The sequence below is a fragment of the Allobosea sp. CCNWLY174 genome (assembly GCF_037120455.1).
In the GTDB taxonomy this organism is placed as follows: domain Bacteria; phylum Pseudomonadota; class Alphaproteobacteria; order Rhizobiales; family Beijerinckiaceae; genus Allobosea; species Allobosea lupini.
The window spans coordinates 79,518-99,254 of record NZ_JBBBBQ010000006.1; the positions used below are offsets into that span (position 1 = coordinate 79,518).

20 protein-coding genes are annotated in these 19,737 nt (G+C 66.7%); 9 read left to right on the top strand and 11 right to left on the bottom strand.

What is annotated here, in order from left to right; all coding sequences use genetic code 11:
* The first annotated feature begins 33 nt into the window (after positions 1–33).
* Positions 34–780 carry an SDR family NAD(P)-dependent oxidoreductase gene (locus V7S63_RS18210; RefSeq protein ID WP_336531225.1) on the top strand — a complete coding sequence of 249 codons (747 nt, stop codon included), beginning with the start codon at positions 34–36 and terminating at the stop codon, positions 778–780.
* Between the two features lie 69 nt (positions 781–849).
* On the top strand, positions 850–2,109 hold the full coding sequence (locus V7S63_RS18215) for an allantoate amidohydrolase (RefSeq protein WP_336531226.1): 1,260 nt from the start codon (positions 850–852) through the stop codon (positions 2,107–2,109).
* Between the two features lie 45 nt (positions 2,110–2,154).
* Here the strand turns inward: V7S63_RS18215 and V7S63_RS18220 are convergent, their stop codons facing one another.
* On the bottom strand, positions 2,155–2,637 hold the full coding sequence (locus V7S63_RS18220) for a hypothetical protein (RefSeq protein ID WP_336531227.1): 483 nt from the start codon (positions 2,635–2,637) through the stop codon (positions 2,155–2,157).
* A gap of 39 nt (positions 2,638–2,676) precedes the next feature.
* Complete coding sequence (locus tag V7S63_RS18225) at positions 2,677–3,585, bottom strand: protein-methionine-sulfoxide reductase heme-binding subunit MsrQ (protein WP_336531228.1); 909 nt, start codon at positions 3,583–3,585, stop codon at positions 2,677–2,679.
* Between the two features lie 128 nt (positions 3,586–3,713).
* Between V7S63_RS18225 and V7S63_RS18230 the strand changes: the two genes are divergently transcribed.
* Positions 3,714–4,325 carry an HAD family hydrolase gene (locus V7S63_RS18230; protein WP_336531229.1) on the top strand — a complete coding sequence of 204 codons (612 nt, stop codon included), beginning with the start codon at positions 3,714–3,716 and terminating at the stop codon, positions 4,323–4,325.
* Positions 4,326–4,387: 62 nt separating this feature from the next.
* Here the strand turns inward: V7S63_RS18230 and V7S63_RS18235 are convergent, their stop codons facing one another.
* The 3 genes from V7S63_RS18235 to V7S63_RS18245 form a co-directional block, all read right to left on the bottom strand.
* Positions 4,388–4,687, bottom strand: a complete 300-nt coding sequence (locus V7S63_RS18235) for a hypothetical protein (RefSeq protein ID WP_336531230.1) — start codon at positions 4,685–4,687, stop codon at positions 4,388–4,390.
* 94 nt (positions 4,688–4,781) lie between these two features.
* Entirely contained in the window at positions 4,782–6,587 is a 1,806-nt protein-coding gene (gene lepA / locus V7S63_RS18240) for a translation elongation factor 4 (protein WP_091835338.1), read from the bottom strand.
* Between the two features lie 67 nt (positions 6,588–6,654).
* Positions 6,655–7,422: a YiiX/YebB-like N1pC/P60 family cysteine hydrolase gene (locus V7S63_RS18245; RefSeq protein ID WP_336531231.1), complete on the bottom strand. Its 768-nt coding sequence runs from the start codon at positions 7,420–7,422 to the stop codon at positions 6,655–6,657.
* A gap of 244 nt (positions 7,423–7,666) precedes the next feature.
* On the opposite strand from V7S63_RS18245, the gene V7S63_RS18250 reads away from it, so the two are divergent.
* On the top strand, positions 7,667–8,200 hold the full coding sequence (locus tag V7S63_RS18250; RefSeq protein ID WP_336531232.1) for a GNAT family N-acetyltransferase: 534 nt from the start codon (positions 7,667–7,669) through the stop codon (positions 8,198–8,200).
* A 7-nt stretch (positions 8,201–8,207) separates the two neighbouring features.
* Here V7S63_RS18250 and V7S63_RS18255 read toward each other — a convergent pair whose 3' ends face one another.
* The 3 genes from V7S63_RS18255 to fdxA all read right to left on the bottom strand — a co-directional run bounded on the left by V7S63_RS18255 (position 8,208) and on the right by fdxA (position 9,788).
* A complete protein-coding gene (locus V7S63_RS18255) occupies positions 8,208–8,450 on the bottom strand; it encodes a DUF3297 family protein (protein WP_091836060.1) in 243 nt (80 codons plus the stop codon).
* A gap of 174 nt (positions 8,451–8,624) precedes the next feature.
* A complete protein-coding gene (locus V7S63_RS18260; RefSeq protein WP_091835346.1) occupies positions 8,625–9,398 on the bottom strand; it encodes a ferredoxin--NADP reductase in 774 nt (257 codons plus the stop codon).
* 60 nt (positions 9,399–9,458) lie between these two features.
* Entirely contained in the window at positions 9,459–9,788 is a 330-nt protein-coding gene (fdxA, locus tag V7S63_RS18265) for a ferredoxin FdxA (protein WP_091835349.1), read from the bottom strand.
* A 151-nt stretch (positions 9,789–9,939) separates the two neighbouring features.
* Here fdxA and V7S63_RS18270 point away from each other — a divergent pair, with 151 nt between their 5' ends.
* The 3 genes from V7S63_RS18270 (at position 9,940) to V7S63_RS18280 (ending at position 15,398) form a co-directional block, all read left to right on the top strand.
* Positions 9,940–11,136, top strand: a complete 1,197-nt coding sequence (locus tag V7S63_RS18270; protein ID WP_336531233.1) for an amidohydrolase family protein — start codon at positions 9,940–9,942, stop codon at positions 11,134–11,136.
* A 249-nt stretch (positions 11,137–11,385) separates the two neighbouring features.
* Positions 11,386–11,877, top strand: a complete 492-nt coding sequence (locus V7S63_RS18275) for a (2Fe-2S)-binding protein (RefSeq protein WP_336531234.1) — start codon at positions 11,386–11,388, stop codon at positions 11,875–11,877.
* Positions 11,874–15,398, top strand: a complete 3,525-nt coding sequence (locus V7S63_RS18280) for a molybdopterin cofactor-binding domain-containing protein (protein WP_336531235.1) — start codon at positions 11,874–11,876, stop codon at positions 15,396–15,398. Before V7S63_RS18275 ends, V7S63_RS18280 begins: the two co-directional genes overlap by 4 nt.
* An 82-nt stretch (positions 15,399–15,480) precedes the next feature.
* Here the strand turns inward: V7S63_RS18280 and V7S63_RS18285 are convergent, their stop codons facing one another.
* A complete protein-coding gene (locus V7S63_RS18285; RefSeq protein WP_336531236.1) occupies positions 15,481–16,839 on the bottom strand; it encodes an esterase-like activity of phytase family protein in 1,359 nt (452 codons plus the stop codon).
* 152 nt (positions 16,840–16,991) lie between these two features.
* Here V7S63_RS18285 and V7S63_RS18290 point away from each other — a divergent pair, with 152 nt between their 5' ends.
* A complete protein-coding gene (locus V7S63_RS18290; protein ID WP_336531237.1) occupies positions 16,992–17,213 on the top strand; it encodes a hypervirulence associated TUDOR domain-containing protein in 222 nt (73 codons plus the stop codon).
* A 58-nt stretch (positions 17,214–17,271) separates the two neighbouring features.
* On the opposite strand, the gene V7S63_RS18295 is transcribed toward V7S63_RS18290, so the two are convergent.
* A complete protein-coding gene (locus V7S63_RS18295; RefSeq protein ID WP_336531238.1) occupies positions 17,272–17,916 on the bottom strand; it encodes a hypothetical protein in 645 nt (214 codons plus the stop codon).
* Between the two features lie 383 nt (positions 17,917–18,299).
* On the opposite strand from V7S63_RS18295, the gene V7S63_RS18300 reads away from it, so the two are divergent.
* Entirely contained in the window at positions 18,300–18,566 is a 267-nt protein-coding gene (locus V7S63_RS18300) for a hypothetical protein (RefSeq protein ID WP_336531239.1), read from the top strand.
* Here the strand turns inward: V7S63_RS18300 and V7S63_RS18305 are convergent.
* Positions 18,547–19,698: a type IIL restriction-modification enzyme MmeI gene (locus V7S63_RS18305; RefSeq protein WP_336531240.1), complete on the bottom strand. Its 1,152-nt coding sequence runs from the start codon at positions 19,696–19,698 to the stop codon at positions 18,547–18,549. The two genes, V7S63_RS18300 and V7S63_RS18305, sit on opposite strands and share 20 nt — an antisense overlap.
* Between the last annotated feature and the right edge of the window lie 39 nt (positions 19,699–19,737).

Sequence of the window (19,737 nt, forward strand, 5' to 3'; positions counted from 1 at the left end):
CAGCTGCAAGTTCCAGGGAGGGATGCCTTTTCAATGAACCAAATCGATTTAAAGGACCGGGTCGCCATCATCACCGGTGGCGCGCAGGGGATCGGCCGTGCCGTTGCCGAGCGTCTCGCCGCCAGCGGCGCCAAGGTCGCGATCTGGGACCTCGACGGCAAGCTCGCCGATGAGGCGGCCGCCGCGATCGGGCCGGCCGCGAGCGGGCTTTCGATCGATGTGACCGACGCAAAGGCCGTGAACGCCGCCGCCGCCGAGCTGGAGCAGCGCCATGGCAGCGTCGACATCCTCGTCACCAGCGCCGGCATCGCCGGGCCGAACCTGAAGACCTGGGAATACCCGCTCGACGAATGGGCCAGGATCATGCGCCTGAATGTCGACGGCACCCTGCATTGCTGCCAGGCGGTGATTCCCGGCATGATCAAGCGCAACTACGGCCGGCTCGTGCTGGTCGCCTCGATCGCCGGCAAGGAGGGCAACCCCAACGCTTCGGCCTATTCGGCCTCGAAGGCGGCGGTGATCGCGCTGACCAAATCGCTCGGCAAGGAGCTGGCGCAGCAGGACATCGCGGTGAACTGCATCACCCCGGCCGCCGCGCGCACCCGGATCTTCGACCAGATGAGCGAGGAGCATATCGGCTACATGCTGGCCAAGATCCCGCGCGGGCGCTTCCTGCAGCCCGACGAGGTCGCTTCCATGGTCGCCTTCCTCGCCTCGGCCGAGAACAGCTTCACGACGGGGGCGGTCTTCGACCTCTCGGGCGGGCGCGCAACTTACTGACACGCAAATCGATCCCACCGCGCTAAAGCGGGCTGGCCACATCCACGGCTGGCCCGCTAGGTTGACCTAATGACCACGACCCTGCCCTCACCCGCCGTCCTCGGCGCCCGCGCCTTCGCCGCCCTCGCCGGCCTCAACCGCTTCAGCGACGAGCCGGGCAAGCTGACCCGGCTCTATCTCTCGCCCTCGCACCGGCAGGGCGCGGAGTACGTCAAGGGCGCGATGGAGGTCTCGGGGCTGACCGCCTTCATCGATGCGGCCGGTTCGGTGCAGGGACGGCGCGAGGGCGCGTCCCCAGGCCTGCCGGCGGTGATGATCGGCTCGCATATCGACACGGTCCGCGATGGCGGCCGTTTCGACGGCAATCTCGGTGTCGTCGCCGGCATCCTGGCGGCGCAGGCGATCCGCGACGCCGGGATCACCTTGCCCTTCGCGCTCGAGGTCATCGCCTTCGGCGACGAGGAGACGGTGCGCTTCCCGACCTCGCTCTCGACCTCGGCGGCGCTGACCGGCCGCTATGACCAGGGCTGGCTTACGGCGCGCGATGCCGACGGCGTCGTACTGCGCGATGCCCTCACCGCCTTCGGGGGCGATCCTGCCGGGATCGCCGCGCTCGCGCGCAAGCCGGGTTCAGTGAAGGCCTATCTCGAGGTTCATATCGAGCAGGGACCAGTGCTCGAGGCCGAGAACGAGGCGGTCGGCATCGTCACCGCCATCGCGGCGCAGGGCCGTGCCGGCGTGCGCGTCACCGGCGAGGCCGGCCATGCCGGCACCGTGCCTATGAAACTGCGCAAGGATGCGCTCGCCGCGGCGGCGGAGATGGCGCTCGCGCTGGAGGCGATCGCTCATGAGCATGAGCGCGCGGTTGGCACGGTCGGCGTCTTTCGGCCCGACCCCGGCGCCACCAATGTCGTGCCGGGCGCGGTCGACTTCACCATCGACTTCCGCGCGCCGGAGGGCGCGACCGTCGCCGGCATGGATGCGGAGATCCATCGCCGCTTCGCCGAGATCGCGGCGCGGCGCGGTGTCGGCCTTACGATCACGCCCTATTCGCGTGGCGACGCCGTGCCGATGGACGAGGGCCTGCAGGAGGCGTTTGCCACCGGCATCGCGCGCACCGGCTCGAACCTGACGGCGCGGCGTCTGCCCTCGGGCGCCGGGCACGATGCGATGGAGATGGCCAAGCTCTGCCCCGCCGCCATGCTGTTCGTGCGCTGCGAGAAGGGCATCAGCCATTCGCCGCTGGAGAACATGACCGAACTCGATGCCGGCATCGCCATCCGCGTCCTGATCGAGACGATCCTGGAACTGGCGCGGCGCGAAGGCTGAGCCCGATCGAGGCGGCCGCCGCCTTCAGGCGGCTACGCCGTCCCGTCATGCCCGCAGCAACGGATTCTCCGAACCCAGCAGATGCGGCGCATAGTGGCGAACGACCGTCCTGATCTCGTCGACGCCGACGTCGAGCTCGCTCAGGGCCACGGACGCCGATCTTCGGCCGGGGTCGGCGTAATCGATCACGAGATAGGCCCCGCGTGCGCCGAAGACTTGGCTCTGGAGCTTGACGGCCGAGACGGCGCTCCACGGATCCGGGGCTGAATCGCCGAGCTGAATTCCGGCCCCGTCGATGGCGAACAGCAGCGGATTGGCCTGCCCCGGCTGCGGCGCGCCGATCAGGACGGCGCCGTACAGCGCCAGGCCGATGAGGACCGGCAGGATCGCGGCGCGCCAATCGACGAACAGGGCCATGACGCCGACCGCGACGCCGACAGCCAGGTAGATCGGCGCCATGATGCGCGCTTCGCGAGCCGAGCGGCGCGCCTCGATGCGTGGGCCCTGGTCGATATCCCGCATCTGCATCGGAGCTGCTCTTCTGCCGTCAAGTCTGCGCAGGTCTCATCAGCCCCCCGCCGCTTCGGAGGCCATCGCCTGTCGGCGCTGGCGTCGTTCCGGCTTCGGTGCAGGCTTCCGGAAGAGATGCAAGACCGCAAGCGCGAGCCCGACAGCTGCGACCCAATGGCCGGGCCTCAGCGCCGTCCAGTCCTGGTAGACGACGATGTCGGCATTGGCCTGGAAGATCAGCCAGGCCGAGGCGCCGGTGGCGAAGGCGTACCAGGCGGTTTCAGCCAAAGCGGTCGCGAGGCCCGCCACGAGCCCCGTCAGCGCCAGCGAGGTGAAGCTCAGCGGAATCCTGAACCGGCTGAGACCGCGGTAAGCGATCAGCAGCGCGAACAACCCGGTGAGCAGCACTGGCTGGGTCACGTCGATCTTCGACTGCAGGGCGAAATGGAACAGGCCGAGGCAGGCGATCGGGTAGACGAGGTTGTGCAGGCGCTGCCAGCGGCCCGATCCCAATCGACGGATCATGCCGTCGGTCGAGGTGATGCCGAGCGCAACGAGCCCGATCAGGGCAGTGATGCCGACGACGAGATAGAAGCGCTTGACGATCTCGGAGAGGATCAGCCCCCAATCGAAGGCGAGGTCGATGCAATAGAGCGCGAGATGGCCGAGCGCATAGGCCATGGCCGAGAGACCGAGCATGCGACGTATGCCGATCAGCTTGTTCCAGTCGAGGATGCGGCGCAGCGGCGTGACGGCGAGCGTGATGACGAGGATGCGCAGGGCCCAGGTGCCGGTGTCGTGCACGGCCTGCGTCCAGGGCTTCGAACCGAGCTGGTGCGTCCAGGCCTGCCAGGCGAGGATCAGCGCCGGGACGAGCACGAGAGCGAAGCAGCCGGCGCGCAGAGCGGAAAAGCGCCCCTGCCGGTCATTCCATGGCCAATAGCTGCCTGTTCCCGCTGAAGCCATGAACTGTGCCTTGTTGCCGAACCCCAACGCGAATACGCCAGAATCGATGTGAAGGTTACGCCGGCCCGCACACAAGGGCGTGAGTCGCGTCGGCGCCGTCGCCGCAAACGGAGTGGGGAAGCCTGTCCATGCCTGGAAATCGCAAGGTCGTGTTCGATGTCGGCAATGTCCTGCTGCGCTGGGATCCGTTCCATCTCTACCGCAGCTTGATCCCGGATGATGCCAAGCGCGACTGGTTCCTCAGGAATGTCTGCACCGCCGCCTGGAATGTCGAGCAGGATCGCGGCCGGCCCTGGTCCGAGGCGGTGGCGCTGCTGGTGGCGGAGCATCCGGAATGGGAGGCCGAGATCAAGGCCTATGACGAGCGCTGGCACGAGACGGTGCCGTCGACGATCGAGGACAGCGTCGCGACGCTGGCGGAGCTGAAGGCGAAGGGCGAAAAGGTCTACGCCATCACCAATTTTTCGCGCGAGAAATGGGCGGAGTGCCTGATCCGCTTCCCTTTCCTGCAGAGCTTCGACGGCGTGATCGTCTCGGCGCACGAGCAACTGCTCAAACCCGATCCGGCGATCTACAATGTCCTGCTGGAACGTTATGGGCTGAGCGCCGGCGAGTGCATCTTCGTCGACGACAGCGCGAGGAACGTCGAGGCCGCCCGCTCGATCGGGATGCAGGCGGTCCATTTCGTCGAGCCGATCGACCTCAGGGCCCAGTTGCGCGGTCTCGGCGCCAACCTCTGATCGCCAAACGCGTCCTCCGCGAACCCGATAGCTCGCGGAGGACGTCCGGGCTTCACCCAGCGCTACCAGTAGCGGCGGCGGTAATAGCGCGGCCGGTAGTAACGACGGCGGTAGTAGTACCGCGGCCGGTAGTAGCGGCGGCGCCAGTAACGCCTGCGCCAGCGTCGGCGACGGCGATAGTAGTACTGGGCGTAATCGGCGTCGGCCTTGTCCAGTGCCTCGGTATCGACCTGTGGCGGAGCCTCAGGCAGTGGCGGCTCTACTGCCGCCGGTTTCGGCTGCGGCCTTGCAAGTGCGGCCGTGCCGAAGCTCGCCGCGGCCAAGCCACCGACCAGGCTCGCGAGGAAAGAGCGTCTGTCCACGATGCTGTCCTCCCTTTTGTTGAGGGTTGCGGATCAACACCGTGCCGGGCGGGATGGTTCCCCTAATATGTTTGCCGGAGCTGAGCCTTCCGGCTCAGTCGTCCATCTTCAGCGCCGCGATGAAGGCTTCCTGAGGAATCTCGACGCGGCCGAACTGCCGCATCTTCTTCTTGCCTTCCTTCTGCTTGTCCAGGAGCTTGCGCTTGCGCGAGGCGTCGCCGCCATAGCATTTGGCGGTCACGTCCTTGCGCAGCGCCCGGATGGTCTCGCGGGCGATGATCTTGCCGCCGATCGCCGCCTGGACAGGAATCTGGAACATGTGCGGCGGGATTAGGTCCTTGAGTTTCTCGCACATCGCCCGGCCGCGGGCGTCGGCGCGCGAGCGGTGGACCAGCATGGAGAGCGCGTCGACCGGCTCGGCGTTGACGAGGATCGACATGCGCACGAGGTCGCCCTCGCGATAGTCGGTGATGTTGTAGTCGAAGGAGGCGTAGCCCTTCGAGATCGACTTCAGCCTGTCGTAGAAGTCGAACACAACCTCGTTCAGCGGCAGGTCGTACACCACCTTGGCGCGCGAGCCGACATAGCTGAGGTCAATCTGCAGGCCGCGTCGGTCCTGGCAGAGCTTCAGCACCGAGCCGAGATACTCGTCCGGAGTGAAGATCGTGGCGCGGATCCAAGGCTCCTCGATGAACTCGATCTTCATCACGTCCGGCATGTCGGCCGGGTTGTGGAGTTCGAGCGTCGTGCCGTCGCGCAGCTTGAGATGGTAGACGACCGAGGGCGCCGTCGAGATCAGGTTGAGGTTGAACTCGCGCTCGAGCCGCTCCTGGATGATCTCCAGGTGCAGCAGCCCGAGGAAGCCGCAGCGAAAGCCGAAGCCGAGCGCGGCCGAAGTCTCCATCTCGTAGGAGAAGCTGGCATCGTTCAGCCGCAGCCGCGACATGGCGCTGCGCAGCACCTCGAAATCGGCGGCGTCGACCGGGAAGATGCCGCAGAACACCACCGGCTGAACCGGCTTGAAGCCAGGCAGCGGCTCGGCGATCGGCTTCTTGTCGTCGGTGATGGTGTCGCCGACGGCGGTGTCGGCGACTTCCTTGATCGAGGCGGTGAAGAAGCCGACCTCGCCCGGGCCGAGTTCCTTCACTTCCAGCATCTTCGGCTTGAACACGCCGACGCGATCGACGCCGTAGCTGGCGTTGGCGCGCATCATCCGGATGGTCATGCCCTTCTTCAGCACGCCGTCGATGATTCGCACGAGCACGACGACGCCGAGATAGGCGTCGTACCAGCTGTCGACCAGCAGGGCCTTGAGCGGGGCTTCGGCATCGCCCTTGGGTGCCGGCAGCTTCTTGACGATCGCTTCGAGCACGCCCTCGATGTTGAGGCCCGTCTTGGCCGAGATCGGCACCGCCTCGGAGGCGTCGAGGCCGATCACATCCTCGATCTGCTGCTTGATCCGCTCCGGCTCTGCGGCCGGCAGGTCGATCTTGTTGAGGACCGTGACGATCTCGTGGTTGGCGTCGAGCGCCTGGTAGACATTGGCCAGCGTCTGCGCCTCCACCCCCTGCGAGGCGTCGACGACGAGGAGCGAGCCCTCGCAGGCCGCCAGCGAGCGCGAGACCTCATAGGCGAAGTCGACGTGCCCGGGCGTGTCCATCAGGTTGAGGATGTAGGTCTTGCCATCCTCAGCCAGGTAGTCCAGCCGGACGGTCTGCGCCTTGATGGTGATGCCGCGTTCCTTCTCGATATCCATCGAGTCGAGGATCTGCTCGCTCATGTCGCGCGCCGCCACCGTGCCGGTCTGCTGGATCAGCCGGTCGGCGAGGGTCGACTTGCCGTGGTCGATATGCGCCACGATCGAGAAATTGCGGATGTTGTCAAAACTGCGGGTGCTCATGCGCGCGCCATAGCAGTGCGCGCGGGTTGCGCCAAGGGTCGCGCCGCCGGTTTGCTGCGCCGCTGCGCTATTCTGCCGCGAGCCGGTGCTCCTGCGCCCAGTTCAGCGCCCGATAATCGAAGCCGGCTTCCAGCGTCGGCTTGACCACGGCAAAGTAGGGCGAGATGTCGAAATCGCGCGGCATGTAGAGCGAGTGATGCCGGATGTGCAGGACTTCGCTCCGCTCCTCCGCGCCCATCGCCTGCGCATATTCGACGGTCGGCAGCACCGGATAGCGCGCCGCCTCGAAGGCCTGGGCGATCAGCGTCGAGCAGATCGCCCGCGTCGGGTCGCCCGAGCCGAGCGCGATCATGCGCCGGCGCCAGCTCGCCGGCGCCCATGGGATCGGGATCAGCCAGCGCGCGAGGTCGAGGATGTTCTTGAGGTCGTATTGCGTGCCGAGCCGGGCGAGCACGTAGTCGACGGCGCTCTGGCGGCCTTCGCGGTCGAGCGCCTGCGGCCGGCAGATGCGGGTGCCGAAGGCGCCGTATTTCGACAGCGGCGAAAGCACGCAGCCGACATCCATCTCGACCTCGGCCAGCACCAGCGGCTCGCCCTCGGGGCTGACCTTGCCGGTGTCCCCGACATAGAGCGCGGCGTGCGACCATGTCGATTGCGTCAGGTACTTGATCGCGGCCGAGACCTTCATGTGCCCTTCGACCAGCAGCACATCGCCCGGGCGCAGCGCCGCCTTGAGCCGTGCCAGCGCCTTCGCGTCGACCGGACCTGCCTGCGGCTTGCCACGCGTAATTAAGCGGACCACCGACCGGCCGATGAAGTCCAGTCCCCTGTTCATCGACGCCTCCCCTTGCGCCGGCGCCGTTCCCGGCGTCTTCCGGCCCTCAGTCAAAACGCGAGCCCGTGACTTTTTCGGAAATCACCTGGCTGATTTGGGCAGGGGAGACCGGAATTCGCCGAACGTCGTAAAATCCGGGTTGACGGCGGGCCTCGGCGATCTTGCTTTGGCATAATCCATTATGTTGGAATTATTCTTGCATGATGGAGTATGCCGCTGATCGGCGGCGCGAAGGAGACGGATCATGACGGCGCTGGACAGCGTGACCATCGAGCAGCTCGACGGGGATGCGGCGCGGGCCGCGGTTCCGTCATTGGCGGAGATCCTGCGCGATTCCGTGGCGAACGGCGCTTCGGTCGGCTTCATGGACTGGAACACGTCAGCCGATTTCGAGGATTTCTGGGCCGGCATTGCGGCGGAGGTCGCCGCCGGGCGCATCCATCTGTTCGTCGCGCGCGACGGCCGCGTCATCGTCGGCACGGCCCAGCTTCACTTGATCGGCAAGCCGAACCAGCCGCATCGCGCCGAGATCGCCAAGGTGCTGGTGCATTCCCAGGCGCGCCGCCGCGGCATCGGTGAGGCGCTGATGCGCGCCGCGGAGGCCGCCGCGCTGGCGCTCGGGCGCGACCTCCTGGTGCTCGACACCGACGAAGCCGGCGCGGCGCGCCGACTCTACAATCGCCTGGGCTGGACCGAACTCGGCACCATCCCGCGCTATGCGCTGATGCCGGACGGGCGCGATTGCGGCTCGACCTTCTTCTACAAGCAGCTCGGCTGAGCGCGCCTCACTCGGCGTTGCGGAAATAGGGCTCGACCGTGCCCTTGAGCTTGACCGTCATCGGGTTGCCGTGGCGATCCTTGGCATTGCCGGCGGTGAGGCGGACCCAGCCCTCGCTGATGCAGTATTCCTCGACATTGGTCTTCTCGACGCCCTTGAAGCGGACGCCGATGTCCTTCGCCAGCAGTTCCTCGTTGTAGAACGGGCTGTTGGGGTTGGAGGACAGGCGGTCGGGAAGAGTGTCGGTCATGGCGCTGCTCGTCTGCGGAAGTGATTTGCCGGACAGGTAGCAGGCCAGGGCGCATTCGGCAAAAACCGAGGCGCTCTTCGCCATTGCGAGCAAAGCGAAGCAATCCAGGAGGGCTCGCTCTGCCGCTCTGGATTGCTTCGTCGCTACGCTCCTCGCAATGACGGAAGGAGCGCCTCAGCGTTCGGCGAAGGCCTTCTCGATGACGTAGTCGCCGGCCTCTCCGTGATTGCCTTCCTCGAGACCGCGCTCCTCGAAGATCTGCTTGAGGTCGACCAGCATCTGCGGGCTGCCGCAGAGCATGAAGCGGTCGCCGGCCGGATCGAACGGGCCCAGGCCAGTGTCGCTGAAGAGCTGGCCGGAGGTGATGAGGTCGGTGATCCGGCCGCGGTTGCGGAAGGGCTCGCGCGTCACGGTCGGGTAATAGATCAGCTGCTCGCGGATCATCTCGCCCAGGAACTCGTCGTTGGGCAGTTCCTTCTGGATGCGCTCGCCATAGGCAAGTTCCGAGACCTGGCGGCAGCCATGCACGAGCACGACCTTCTCGTAGCGCTCATAAGTCTCGGGATCGCGGATCAGCGACAGGAAGGGAGCCAGGCCCGTGCCGGTGCCGAGCAGGAACAGGCGCTTGCCGTCCTTGAGATTGTCGAGCACCAGCGTGCCCGTCGCCTTCTTGCCGATGATGATGGGATCGCCGACCTGCAGGTTCTGCAGGCGCGAGGTCAGCGGGCCGTCCGGCACCTTGATCGAGAAGAACTCGAGGTTCTCGTCGTAATTGGTGCTGGCGACGCTGTAGGCGCGCAGCAGCGGCTTCTCGCCGACCTTGAGACCGATCATCGTGAACTGGCCGTTCTTGAAGCGGAAGGTCGTGTCGCGGGTCGTCGTGAAGCTGAAGAGCGTATCGGTCCAGTGATGGACGGAGAGGACGCGCTCCTCGTAGAAATTGCTCATCTCGTCGATCCTCAGATAGTCTAGCGATTTAGCAGATTATCGGATGCAGGCCACCCAATATCACATTGCCGGACGTTCGGAAAGCAGGTCGATCTTGTCCGGTATTCCCTTCCAGTCGTCGGCATCGGCCGGCGGCTCGCTCTTCTGCGTGATGTTCGGCCAGAGCGGCGCCAGCCGGGCGTTTAAGGCGAGCCACTGCTCGGCACCGTCGGCGCTGTCGGCCACGATCGCCTCGGCCGGGCATTCCGGCTCGCAGACGCCGCAGTCGATGCATTCGTCCGGGTGGATGACGAGCATGTTCTCGCCTTCATAGAAGCAGTCGACCGGACAGACCTCGACGCAATCCATGTACTTGCAACGGATGCAGGCGCTGGTGACGGCGTAAGGCATGCGCGATCCTTGCTGCTTGACAGCCGGGTCCGGACGGGGCAGAAATTCATTCGTATACAAACAATATCTCGCATCCTCCGGCGCTTGTCAATCAGGCTCGTGGCGATGAGGATGGCGGCGGATTTCGGACAACGACGACAGGGCGGATACGATGGCTGAACAGCAGGCGACGACGGTCAGCAGCACCCACAAGCTGGTGGTGAAGAATATCGGCCTGATGCTCTCCGGCGACATCGAGCGCCCGATCCTGGAGGCCGACACGCTCGTCGCCATCGGCGGCCGGATCGCCGCGGTCGGCCGCTTCAAGGATCTCGACACGGACGGGGCCGACACCGTCATCGACGCCAATGGCACGGTGCTATCGCCCGGGCTGATCGACAGCCATGTCCACCCGGTCGCCGGTGACTGGACGCCGCGCCAGAACCAGCTCGGCTGGATCGATTCGACCATGCATGGCGGCGTCACCACCATGATCTCGGCCGGCGAGGTCCACACCCCCGGCCGGCCGAAGGACATTGTCGGCCTGAAGGCGATGGCGATCTATGCCCAGCGTGCCTTCACGGCCTTCCGCCCGGGCGGCGTCAAGGTCCATGCCGGTGCGCCGGTGATCGAGCCCGGCATGGTCGAGCAGGACTTCAAGGACCTGGCGGATGCCGGCGTGAAGCTGCTCGGCGAGGTCGGCCTCGGTGGCGTCAAGGACGGCGCCCGGGCGAAGGAAATGGTGGCCTGGGCCCGCAAATACGGGATCCAGTCGACCATCCACACCGGCGGCCCCTCGATCCCCGGCTCCGGGCTGATCGGCGCCGATGTCGTGCTCGAAGCCGATACCGATGTGGTCGGCCACATCAATGGCGGCCACACCGCCTTGCCGGACAAGGAGATCCGCTGCATCTGCGAGGGCTGCAAGCGCGGCCTGGAACTCGTCCATAACGGCAATGAGCGCGCCGCGCTCTACACGCTGCGCGTCGCCCGCGAGATGGGTGAATTGCAACGCGTCATCCTCGGCACCGACGGGCCGGCGGGGTCCGGCGTGCAGCCGCTCGGCATCGTCCGCATGGTCTCGATGCTGTCCTCGCTCGGCGATGTCCCGGCTGAGGTCGCGTTCTGCTTCGCCACCGGCAACACCGCCCGGATGCGCAGCCTCGATTGCGGCTTGATCGAGGTCGGCCGCGCCGCCGACTTCGTCTTCATGGACAAGGCCCAGCACTCGGCCGGCCGGAACTTCCTCGACTCGATCCAGCTCGGCGACCTGCCCGGCATCGGCATGATCGTGATCGACGGCATCGTCCGCAGCGGCATCAGCCGCAACACCCCGCCGGCGGAGAAGATCCCGTCTGTGGGGCACTGACCGGCCGTTCCCCGCGCCTTTCCCGTCATGGTCGGGCTTGTCCCGACCATCCACGCCTTCCTTCGTCGAGGGCTGTGTTCAAGACACGGATGCTCGCCACGAGGGCGAGCATGACGGTGGTCTGCTTCAGCGCTGAAATCCCGCTTGCAGCCCGCTCCGATTTGTCATTATTCTCATTCGTATACGAACGATCTCGGTGGCCGTGACGATCAGGACGATCAGGCGCGCCTCGCCCGGCACGGGCGAGCCATGAGGACGACGAGGCGTTTTTCGCTTCGCGTCAACGGCGCGAGCCATGAGGTTACGGGCGAACCCCAGACGCCGCTGCTGTTCTTCCTGCGCAACGATCTCTGCCTCAACAGCCCGAAATTCGGCTGCGGCCTCGGCGAATGCGGCGCCTGCACCGTGCTCATCGACGGCCAGGCGGCGCGCGCCTGCGCCCTGCCGGTCCGGCTGGCGGCGGATCGCGAGATCGTCACGCTCGAAGGCCTTGGCAGCGTCGATGCACCGCATCCGCTGCAACAGGCCTTCGTCGACGCGCAAGCCGCGCAATGCGGCTACTGCATCGCCGGCATGATAATGACGGCGAAGGCGTTCTTGGACGTCCAGCCCGACCCGAGCGAGGCCGAGGTGCGCGAGGCGCTGCGCCATAACCTTTGCCGCTGCGGCACCCATGTCGAGATCGTCAGGGCGGTGCTGCTCGCTGCCGAGCGCGGCCGGCAGGACGCGGCGGCGTCATGAGCGAGCCGCTCTCCCGCAAGACGCTTCTGAGGCGTGCCGGCGTGATCGGCGTGGTCGCGCCGCGCAAGGGGGCAACTGCCGACGCCGCGCCCGAGGACGGGCTCGACCTCCATGTCTGCCTCACGGCGGAGGGCCGCATCCTCGCCTTCAACGGCCATGTCGACCTCGGCACCGGCATCCGCACCGCGCTGGCCCAGATGGTGGCGGAGGAGCTCGATTTCCCCTTCGAGGCGGTCGAGATGGTGCTCGGCGACACCGCCGAGACGCCCGATCAGGGCGCGACCATCGCCAGCGAGACGATCCAGGTCACCTCGCTCGCGATCAGGATCGCGGCGACGCAGATCCGCGCGAGGCTGATCGCCCTTGCGGCCGCCGCCTTGTGCTGCGCCGAGGACGAGATCGCGCTCAGCGACGGCGTGATCTCGCGCAAGGGCGAGACGGCCCAAGCGATCGCGCTCGATACGCTGCTCGCCAATGAGCGCATCCTGCTGCCGCTGGCCGGGAGCGCTGAGTTCAAACAGGTCGACCAGCACAAGCTCGTCGGCCGTTCGGTCGCCCGCGTCGACATCCCCGCCAAGGTCACCGGCAGCTTCGCTTACGTCCACGATGTCCGCGTGCCCGGCATGCTGCATGGCCGGGTAGTGCGCCCGCCCTATGCCGGCATGGATGCCGGCGATTTCGTCGGCAGGAGCCTGATCGGCGTCGATCGCGCCTCGATCGCCGACGTGCCCGGTATCTGCGCTCTTGTGGTAGAGGGCGACTTCATCGGCATCGTCGCCGAGCGCGAGGAATGGGCGGCCGAAGCCGCGCTCAAACTCAGGACGCAATGGCGCGAGTTCACCCCGCCGGACCTCTCCGATCTCGGCCAGGCGCTGCGCACCCATCCCTCGACACCGAGGCTTCTCGCGGAGGAGGGCGACGTCGATACGGCGCTTGAGAACCTGGAGACGCGCCTCGACCGTACCTATGTCTGGCCCTATCACATGCACGGCTCGATCGGCCCGTCCTGCGCCGTCGCCGATGTGCGCGCGGACGGCATCACCGTCTGGACCGGCAGCCAGAATCCCTATCCGCTGCAGAACGACCTGGCGGTACTGACCGGCCTGCCGAAGGAGCGGATCGACGTCATCCGCTTCGAGGCCGCCGGCTGCTATGGCCGCAATTGTGCCGACGACGTCGTCGCCGACGCGGTGCTGCTCTCGCGTGCGGTCGGCGTGCCGGTGCGAGTCCAGCTCACCCGCGAGCAGGAGCATCTCTGGGAGCCGAAAGGTGCTGCCCAGCTGATCGACATCAAGGGTGGGCTCGGGCCGGGCGGCGCGCTGAAAGCCTACGACTTCCACACCTGGTACCCGTCGAACGCCGCGCCGACCCTGGCGCTGCTGCTGACCGGGCGCATCCCGAACCAGCCAGCGACGCTCCGGATGGGCGATCGCACGGCGGTGCCGTCCTACACCTACGAAAACATGCGGCTGACGGCCTATGACATGCCGCCGATCGTGCGGGCGTCCTGGCTGCGCGGCGTCTCGGCCATGCCGAACGTCTTCGCCCATGAGAGCTATATCGACGAGCTCGCGCACGAAGCCGGCGTCGACCCGGTAGAGTTCCGCCAGCGCCACATCAATGACGAGCGCGCCGCCGAGCTGACGCGGGCGACGGCAGAGCGCGCGAACTGGCAGTCGCATGTCGGCCCGCGCCTGGAGCAGGACGGCGACATCATGCGCGGGCGTGGCTTCGCCCAGGCGCGCTATGTCCATGGCAGCTGGCCGGGTGTCGGCGCCGCCTGGGCCGCCTGGGTCGCCGATGTCGCGGTCAATCGGACGACCGGCGAAGTCACCGTCTCCCGCGTCACCGTCGGCCAGGACACCGGCATGATGGTCAACCCCGCCGGGGTGACGCACCAGATCCATGGCAACGTCCTGCAATCGACCAGCCGGGTGCTGCGCGAGGAGGTGACGTTCTCGCAGACCACCGCCGTCGCCAGCCGCGACTGGGGCTCCTATCCGGTGCTGACCTTCCCGGAACTGCCCGCGATCGACGTCATGCTGATGGACCGGCAGCATCTGCCGCCGATGGGCGCCGGCGAGTCGGCCTCCGTCCCGAGCGCGGCCGCGATCGTCAACGCCGTCTATGATGCGACCGGGGTGCGCTTCCGCGAATTGCCGCTGACGCCCGAGCGCGTGCTCGCCGGCCTCAACGGCGCCCCGCTGCTGAAGGGGCCGAAGCCCGAGCCGAGCAAACGCCTGCCCTGGTGGAGCAAGCTCGGCGCTGCCGTAGCGGGCGCCGCGACCTTCGCCGCGGTCTCGCTCGCCGTCGCGCCCTCGATCGCGCCGATCGCCCGGCCGGACCCGTCGACCTGGTCGGCGGCGACGATCGAGCGCGGTCGCCAGCTCGCGGCGCTCGGCGCCTGCGCGACCTGCCATACGGCTAAGGACGGCGTGCCCTATGCCGGCGGGCTCGCTCTGCCGACGCCGTTCGGCACGGTGATGACCACCAACATCACGCCGGACGTAGAGACCGGCATCGGCAGCTGGTCCTATGCCGCCTTCGAGCGGGCGATGCGCGCCGGCCTGCACCGCGACGGCCGCCAGCTCTACCCGGCCTTCCCCTATCCGAGCTTCGCCAAGGCGAGTGAGGCCGATCTGCAGGCGCTCTATGCCTTCCTGATGTCGCAGCCGGCGGTACGGCAGGAGAACGAGCCGAGCCGGCTGACTTTCCCATTCAACCTGCGCCCGCTGCTGGCCGGCTGGAACCTGCTGTTCAACCGTGGCGGCGAGCTGAAGCCCGATCCCGCCCGCTCGGCCGAGTGGAATCGCGGGCGCCATCTCGTCGACGGGCTCGGCCATTGCGGCGCCTGCCACACGCCGCGCAACGCACTCGGCGCCGAGAAGGCCGGCAGCGCCTATCTCGCTGGCGGCGAGGTGGAAGGCTGGACGGCGCCGGCGCTGACGAAACTCTCGGCCGGCCCGATTCCCTGGAGCGAGGCTGAACTCTACGCCTATCTCAAGACCGGGACCGCGCAGCATCACGGCGCAGCTTCCGGGCCGATGGCGCCGGTGATCGCCGAGCTGAAAGAGCTGCCCGACGCCGATATCCGGGCGATGGCGACCTATCTGGCTTCACTGAGCGAGCCTCTCCCTGCGGCCGAAGCCGAAGCGCTGGTAGCCCGTGTCGGCGAGCAGACGGCGCGGGCGACAAACCCTGCTACCTCCCCGGTCGCGCGCCTCTATGAGGGCGCCTGCGCCGCCTGCCACGAGACCGGCCGCGCCGCGCCGCTGCTCAATGCCGGCCCGATGCTGGGCGTCTCGTCCAAGCTCCATGCCGCGACGCCGGCCAACCTGGTCAACATGCTGCTCGAAGGCGGCCAGCACGGCATCGGCTCGATGCCGTCCTTCGCGACTGCGCTCGACGATCGCCAGATCGCGGATCTCGCAGCCTATCTGCGCGGCCGCTTCGCGCCGGAGAAACCGGCCTGGAGCGGCATCGAGGATGCGATCGCGAAGGGGCGTAAGTCAGCGCACTGAGCGCCGGACTGCAACGAAAAGCCCCTCTCCTGCGAGGAGAGGGGTTCGAATTGTCGCCAGAAGGTCTGCCTGGGCTCGCCGCTCACTTGGCCGCGAGCAGGTCCTTGACCTGGAGCAGCACCAGCTCGTTGTCATCCGCCTTCTTCGGATCGCGCGACGAGGAGAACGGCAGGTTGTTGTCGTTTCCGACGACGATGATGCCGCCCGCGAGATCGACAACGTCGACGTTCTCGATGGTGAAGAACGGGAAGGGCAGCACGCCGTCGATCGCACCCTGCTTCGCCTTCTTGTCGGGGTCGGCGATCTTCATCAGGTCGATATAGCCGATCTTGCGTACGGGCTTGCCGACATTGGCGTCGGTCATCTCGATCTTGATGATGCGCTTGAACCTGGCGAGGTCGTGGAAGCAGTCCGGGCCCTTCTGACTGGGCGCGCAGGCGCGGTCGGCGGTGCCTTCACCATTGTCGCGCTCAATGATCAGCGCTGTGGTGCTGTCGATCATGTTGAAGTCGCCGATGGCGAGGCCCTTCTGCTCGAGCGGGAAGAACCAGGAGCGGCCGGTCCACTTCTCGTTCTGCACGTCGAATTCGAGGATGCGCAGCACTTCCTTGCCGTCGACCTCCTCGTTGCCCTTGGTCTGCGCATTCCAGAGCGGGCCTTCCAGCAGCGGGTAGAGGAAGCGGCCGTCCGGCGACTGCGCCATGCCCTCATAGCCTTTGGAGCGGCGGACGTTGAACTCGACGGGCAGGTTCGGCGCGCCCGGCGTGGTCACGGCGTAATGGTCGGGCGAACGGGCCGGCTTGCCGTCGACGGTGGTCTCGAACACGGCCTCGACCTTGCCGGTGGCGTCGACGCGGATCAGATAGGGGCCGAACTCGTCGCCGATCCAGAACTTGCCGCCGATCGGCTGGATCGACTCGGGATCGAAATCGGCGCCGGTCAGGTAGCGCTTCTCGGTGCCTTCATGGACGATGCGGAACGGCACCTTCTTGTCGGGGTCGTGCAGGAAGGTGGTCGACAGGCGCTCGATCTTGCCGCCCTCGAAATCGGCCTTGAGCTTATGGAAGAACAGCATCGCGTCCGGCGAGTTCGCCTTGGCGCCGAAGCCGTTGTCGGTCAGCACCAGGAACTCGCCATTGCCCAGCGAGCGGATGCCGGAGAAGCCCTGCACCGGCTGGCCGGCGAAGGGGGTGGAGAGCCCGGTCGGGCGGCCGCCCGAGGTGCCCATCACCGTGCCGACCTGCTCGATCCGCTTGCCCGGCGTTGTGAACTTGCCGGAGACCTTGAGGTCGCCCGGGGCATCGGCCGGGGCCGGGATGATGGTGTTGGCCGGCAGCAAGGCATGGCCGACCAGCTTGGCCGGAAATTCCTTTGGCGCATCCTGTGCGCCGGCGAGCATGGTCGAGGAGAGCAGGAGGGCGGCGGCGAGGCGCAGGCGCATGGCGTGAAGCTCCGGTATCGGGAAAAGCGGGACGGCCCCGCTTCGCGTCCGGAGTTTGCAGACGCGCGACAGCGCCGTGACGCTCGCGTGACGGGGCGCCTGAACGAAATCGTCGCTTCGGCGTTTCGCAAGCAACGAGGGGGAGCTGCAACGTGACCACGGCATACAAGGCTGGCACCGACGTGACCTGGCGCTGGGGCGCGCACACCGCCAGGGGCCGCATCGAGCAGGTCTTCACCGAACCGGTGGCCCGCACGATCAAGGGCACCGAGGTCCGCCGCAACGCCTCGCCGGAGAACCCGGCCTATCTCGTGACGCAGCCGCGCGGCGGCTACGCGTTGAAATCACACAGCGAACTCGAGAAGGACGGCTGAACATCTGCCGGCGGCCGGGGTCGCATCGCTTGGCGGCGTTCACGCGACCAAGCGACCGTCAGCCGGTCGCGAGGAAGCGGCGCACGAAGCTTCCTCCTCCGTCCATGGTCGAGGCCTCGCCGACGCGCGCGAGCGATATCAGGATCGCCGCGATGGTCCCGCGGACCTTGAGCCCCTGCCGGAAGCGCTGCGCGATCGCGGCGGCGTCGAGCGGCATGGTCGCGGTCGCCAGCACGGCCAGGACGGCCGCCACCCGCTCGACCGGCTGGGTCGGGAAGACCGGCTTGGCGCTGCGGGGCGCCGGCAACGACAGCAACTCGGCCACCTCGATCTGCTCGTCGACCGCAGCCTCCCGCCCGAAGCGCGGGCGCTGATAGTCAGGTCGTAGCCAGCGCGTCGTTCCGCGTTCCTCCTCGCGGCCCCGGTCCCGGTTGAGCGCGACCAGCATCGCCAGGATCGTCTCGTCCTCGGCGTCCGCCGGCAGCCCGTAAGCGGAAGCGACCGCCGCGTCGATCGCCTCGTGATGCTCGTTCAGGATCAGCACCAGCCCGCGATCGCGGATATCGGCCTCGGTGCTGGAGAGCGGCCTGCCGGCGAGGATCGCCTCGCGGACATTGTAGAGCCCGGTCAGCGTCAGGTTCGGGTGCCGCTCCAGCACGTCCTTGCGAAGCGCGTCTAGCGCCTCGGCCGATGCGCGGATCACCTGCTTCTGCGCCTCGGCGATCTCGGGGAACGGGAAGGGATCGAAGCAAAGCGATTTGGAATAACGCGGATCGTTGGTGAATGGCGGATACGCTCATTGCTTCCGAGTCTGCGCGTCATCAAGCGGGCCGCTTGGCCGGAAATAGCTGCGTGCAATCTTATTTCAATCCTGTCGACTTCATGAAATTTATTGCAAATCTAAACTGGAGATTGAATTATCCATGTGTTGGCCGCCTTGGGTGATTCGGGGGGGCTGCATACGGAGTACATGGCAAACACAGACATGTGGGGGGGCACATGGCGTCTGTAAGTCGACGAGCTCCTACTCAAACTACGGCGAGCCACAGAGAAGACCCGTCCTTGGTCGCAATCAGGACGTGGAGAATGCTTAACCGCAATTACCTCTTGCTTGCTGATGCGGAGTTAGCTGCTGGCCGCGTTGACGAAAGCCGCGCTCGAGATGCTGCGTTCGATGCCAGCGAAGCTGCCGGAAACTATGCGATTTTGGTGGTGCCACGTACATGGGAAGGCGTTCATGCTTTACTTGACATGATGCTCGATGATTTTATGCATGATGATGCTGAAAGACTAGAAACGGGCATAAAAACTGTAGCAACCGCCATTCGAATGCTCACTCCGAAAAAGGGCTGAAATCAGAGTAGGATAGCGACGCGCGCGGCGTGTAATGCGCGCCCAGCCTGGCCCGCTCGGCCGGCTCCAGCGCCTGTTCGAGCAAGGTTCCGAAGATGGCGGGATCGACCAGGCTCCAGTCATGCTCGGCGGCCGCGAGAAGCTCGGCGATGCCGTCCCGGCCCAGCGCGAACACTTGCGGCTCGGCGAACATGCGGCCGTTGAAGCGCTTCAGCTCGGCGCGGACGGCGGAGGAGTAGCGGCCGAGATCCATGGCGCGCCAGAGATCCTCCCCCAGCGGCTTGAAGCTCTTCGGCGCCTCCAGGCACTCGCGCAGCAGCCGCTTGAAGCTGTCGGCCGGGATCAGGCGGACATCCTCGGCGAACATGGTGAAGACGCAGCGCATCAGGAACAGCGCGACGTCTTCCGGATCGTGACGGCGCTCCAGCGCCTTGGAGACCAAAGCGAGGCGCTGGGCGATCTGGCGCGTCGCCAGGGCGGCCTGGCGGGACGGATCGAGCGAGACGGGATCGCTCCAGATGCGCGCGATCCCGGCCCGGATGGCGGGATCGCGCAGGTCCTCGAGATAGACCCGGAAGCGGTGCCGGTCCGGGAACTGGGCGTAGTTCTTCCCCTGCCCGGAGAAGTCCGCGTAGAACTCGAAACAGTGGCCGACATCGCAGAGGATGACGAAGGGCGGCCAGCCATGCGAGGCGGGCAAGGCGCGGCAATATTGCTCCGCCTGGCGCTTGGCGTTCAGCATCATCACGTCGAGGCCGCGATCGGCGCCGCGGCGCCCTCGCGGCGCGCCGGCCGGCTCGTCGTCGGTATCGCCGGCGGGCAGGATTTCCTTGGGCTGGCCCCTCAGCCGACTCTGCTTGGCCTCCATAACGAAGCAGCGCTTCCGATAGAGGTCGATCCGTCCAGTCGTTCCTGAGCCGTCCGGTCCTGACAGCCTCACCGGGTATTCGAAGCGGTAAGCCACCGCCTCGACGTCGCTGGTCGGCGGCTGCGGGCGCTCCATCCGCAGCAGCTCGCAGAACTCGCCGATGAAGGACGGGAATGACGCCCGTTCCGCGCCTTCCGACATGCGCCAGCGCGCGATGAAGGCTTCGACCTCCGTCGCACCGGGCGCGCACCCATCCCCGACCATCTTCACTTCTTCCGAGTGTAATTTATAGTTAAAGCAAGC

What these genes read in the sequence shown, in the direction of transcription:
- V7S63_RS18270 (WP_336531233.1), top strand. Translation starts at nt 9,940, where the DNA reads ATGGCTGAACAGCAGGCGACGACGGTCAGCAGCACCCACAAGCTGGTG.
- V7S63_RS18225 (WP_336531228.1), bottom strand. Translation starts at nt 3,585, where the DNA reads ATGGCTTCAGCGGGAACAGGCAGCTATTGGCCATGGAATGACCGGCAG.
- V7S63_RS18250 (WP_336531232.1), top strand. Translation starts at nt 7,667, where the DNA reads ATGACGGCGCTGGACAGCGTGACCATCGAGCAGCTCGACGGGGATGCG.
- lepA (WP_091835338.1), bottom strand. Translation starts at nt 6,587, where the DNA reads ATGAGCACCCGCAGTTTTGACAACATCCGCAATTTCTCGATCGTGGCG.
- V7S63_RS18245 (WP_336531231.1), bottom strand. Translation starts at nt 7,422, where the DNA reads ATGAACAGGGGACTGGACTTCATCGGCCGGTCGGTGGTCCGCTTAATT.
- V7S63_RS18305 (WP_336531240.1), bottom strand. Translation starts at nt 19,698, where the DNA reads ATGGTCGGGGATGGGTGCGCGCCCGGTGCGACGGAGGTCGAAGCCTTC.
- V7S63_RS18255 (WP_091836060.1), bottom strand. Translation starts at nt 8,450, where the DNA reads ATGACCGACACTCTTCCCGACCGCCTGTCCTCCAACCCCAACAGCCCG.
- V7S63_RS18275 (WP_336531234.1), top strand. Translation starts at nt 11,386, where the DNA reads ATGAGGACGACGAGGCGTTTTTCGCTTCGCGTCAACGGCGCGAGCCAT.
- V7S63_RS18300 (WP_336531239.1), top strand. Translation starts at nt 18,300, where the DNA reads ATGCTTAACCGCAATTACCTCTTGCTTGCTGATGCGGAGTTAGCTGCT.
- fdxA (WP_091835349.1), bottom strand. Translation starts at nt 9,788, where the DNA reads ATGCCTTACGCCGTCACCAGCGCCTGCATCCGTTGCAAGTACATGGAT.
- V7S63_RS18280 (WP_336531235.1), top strand. Translation starts at nt 11,874, where the DNA reads ATGAGCGAGCCGCTCTCCCGCAAGACGCTTCTGAGGCGTGCCGGCGTG.
- V7S63_RS18230 (WP_336531229.1), top strand. Translation starts at nt 3,714, where the DNA reads ATGCCTGGAAATCGCAAGGTCGTGTTCGATGTCGGCAATGTCCTGCTG.
- V7S63_RS18285 (WP_336531236.1), bottom strand. Translation starts at nt 16,839, where the DNA reads ATGCGCCTGCGCCTCGCCGCCGCCCTCCTGCTCTCCTCGACCATGCTC.
- V7S63_RS18220 (WP_336531227.1), bottom strand. Translation starts at nt 2,637, where the DNA reads ATGCAGATGCGGGATATCGACCAGGGCCCACGCATCGAGGCGCGCCGC.
- V7S63_RS18215 (WP_336531226.1), top strand. Translation starts at nt 850, where the DNA reads ATGACCACGACCCTGCCCTCACCCGCCGTCCTCGGCGCCCGCGCCTTC.
- V7S63_RS18210 (WP_336531225.1), top strand. Translation starts at nt 34, where the DNA reads ATGAACCAAATCGATTTAAAGGACCGGGTCGCCATCATCACCGGTGGC.
- V7S63_RS18260 (WP_091835346.1), bottom strand. Translation starts at nt 9,398, where the DNA reads ATGAGCAATTTCTACGAGGAGCGCGTCCTCTCCGTCCATCACTGGACC.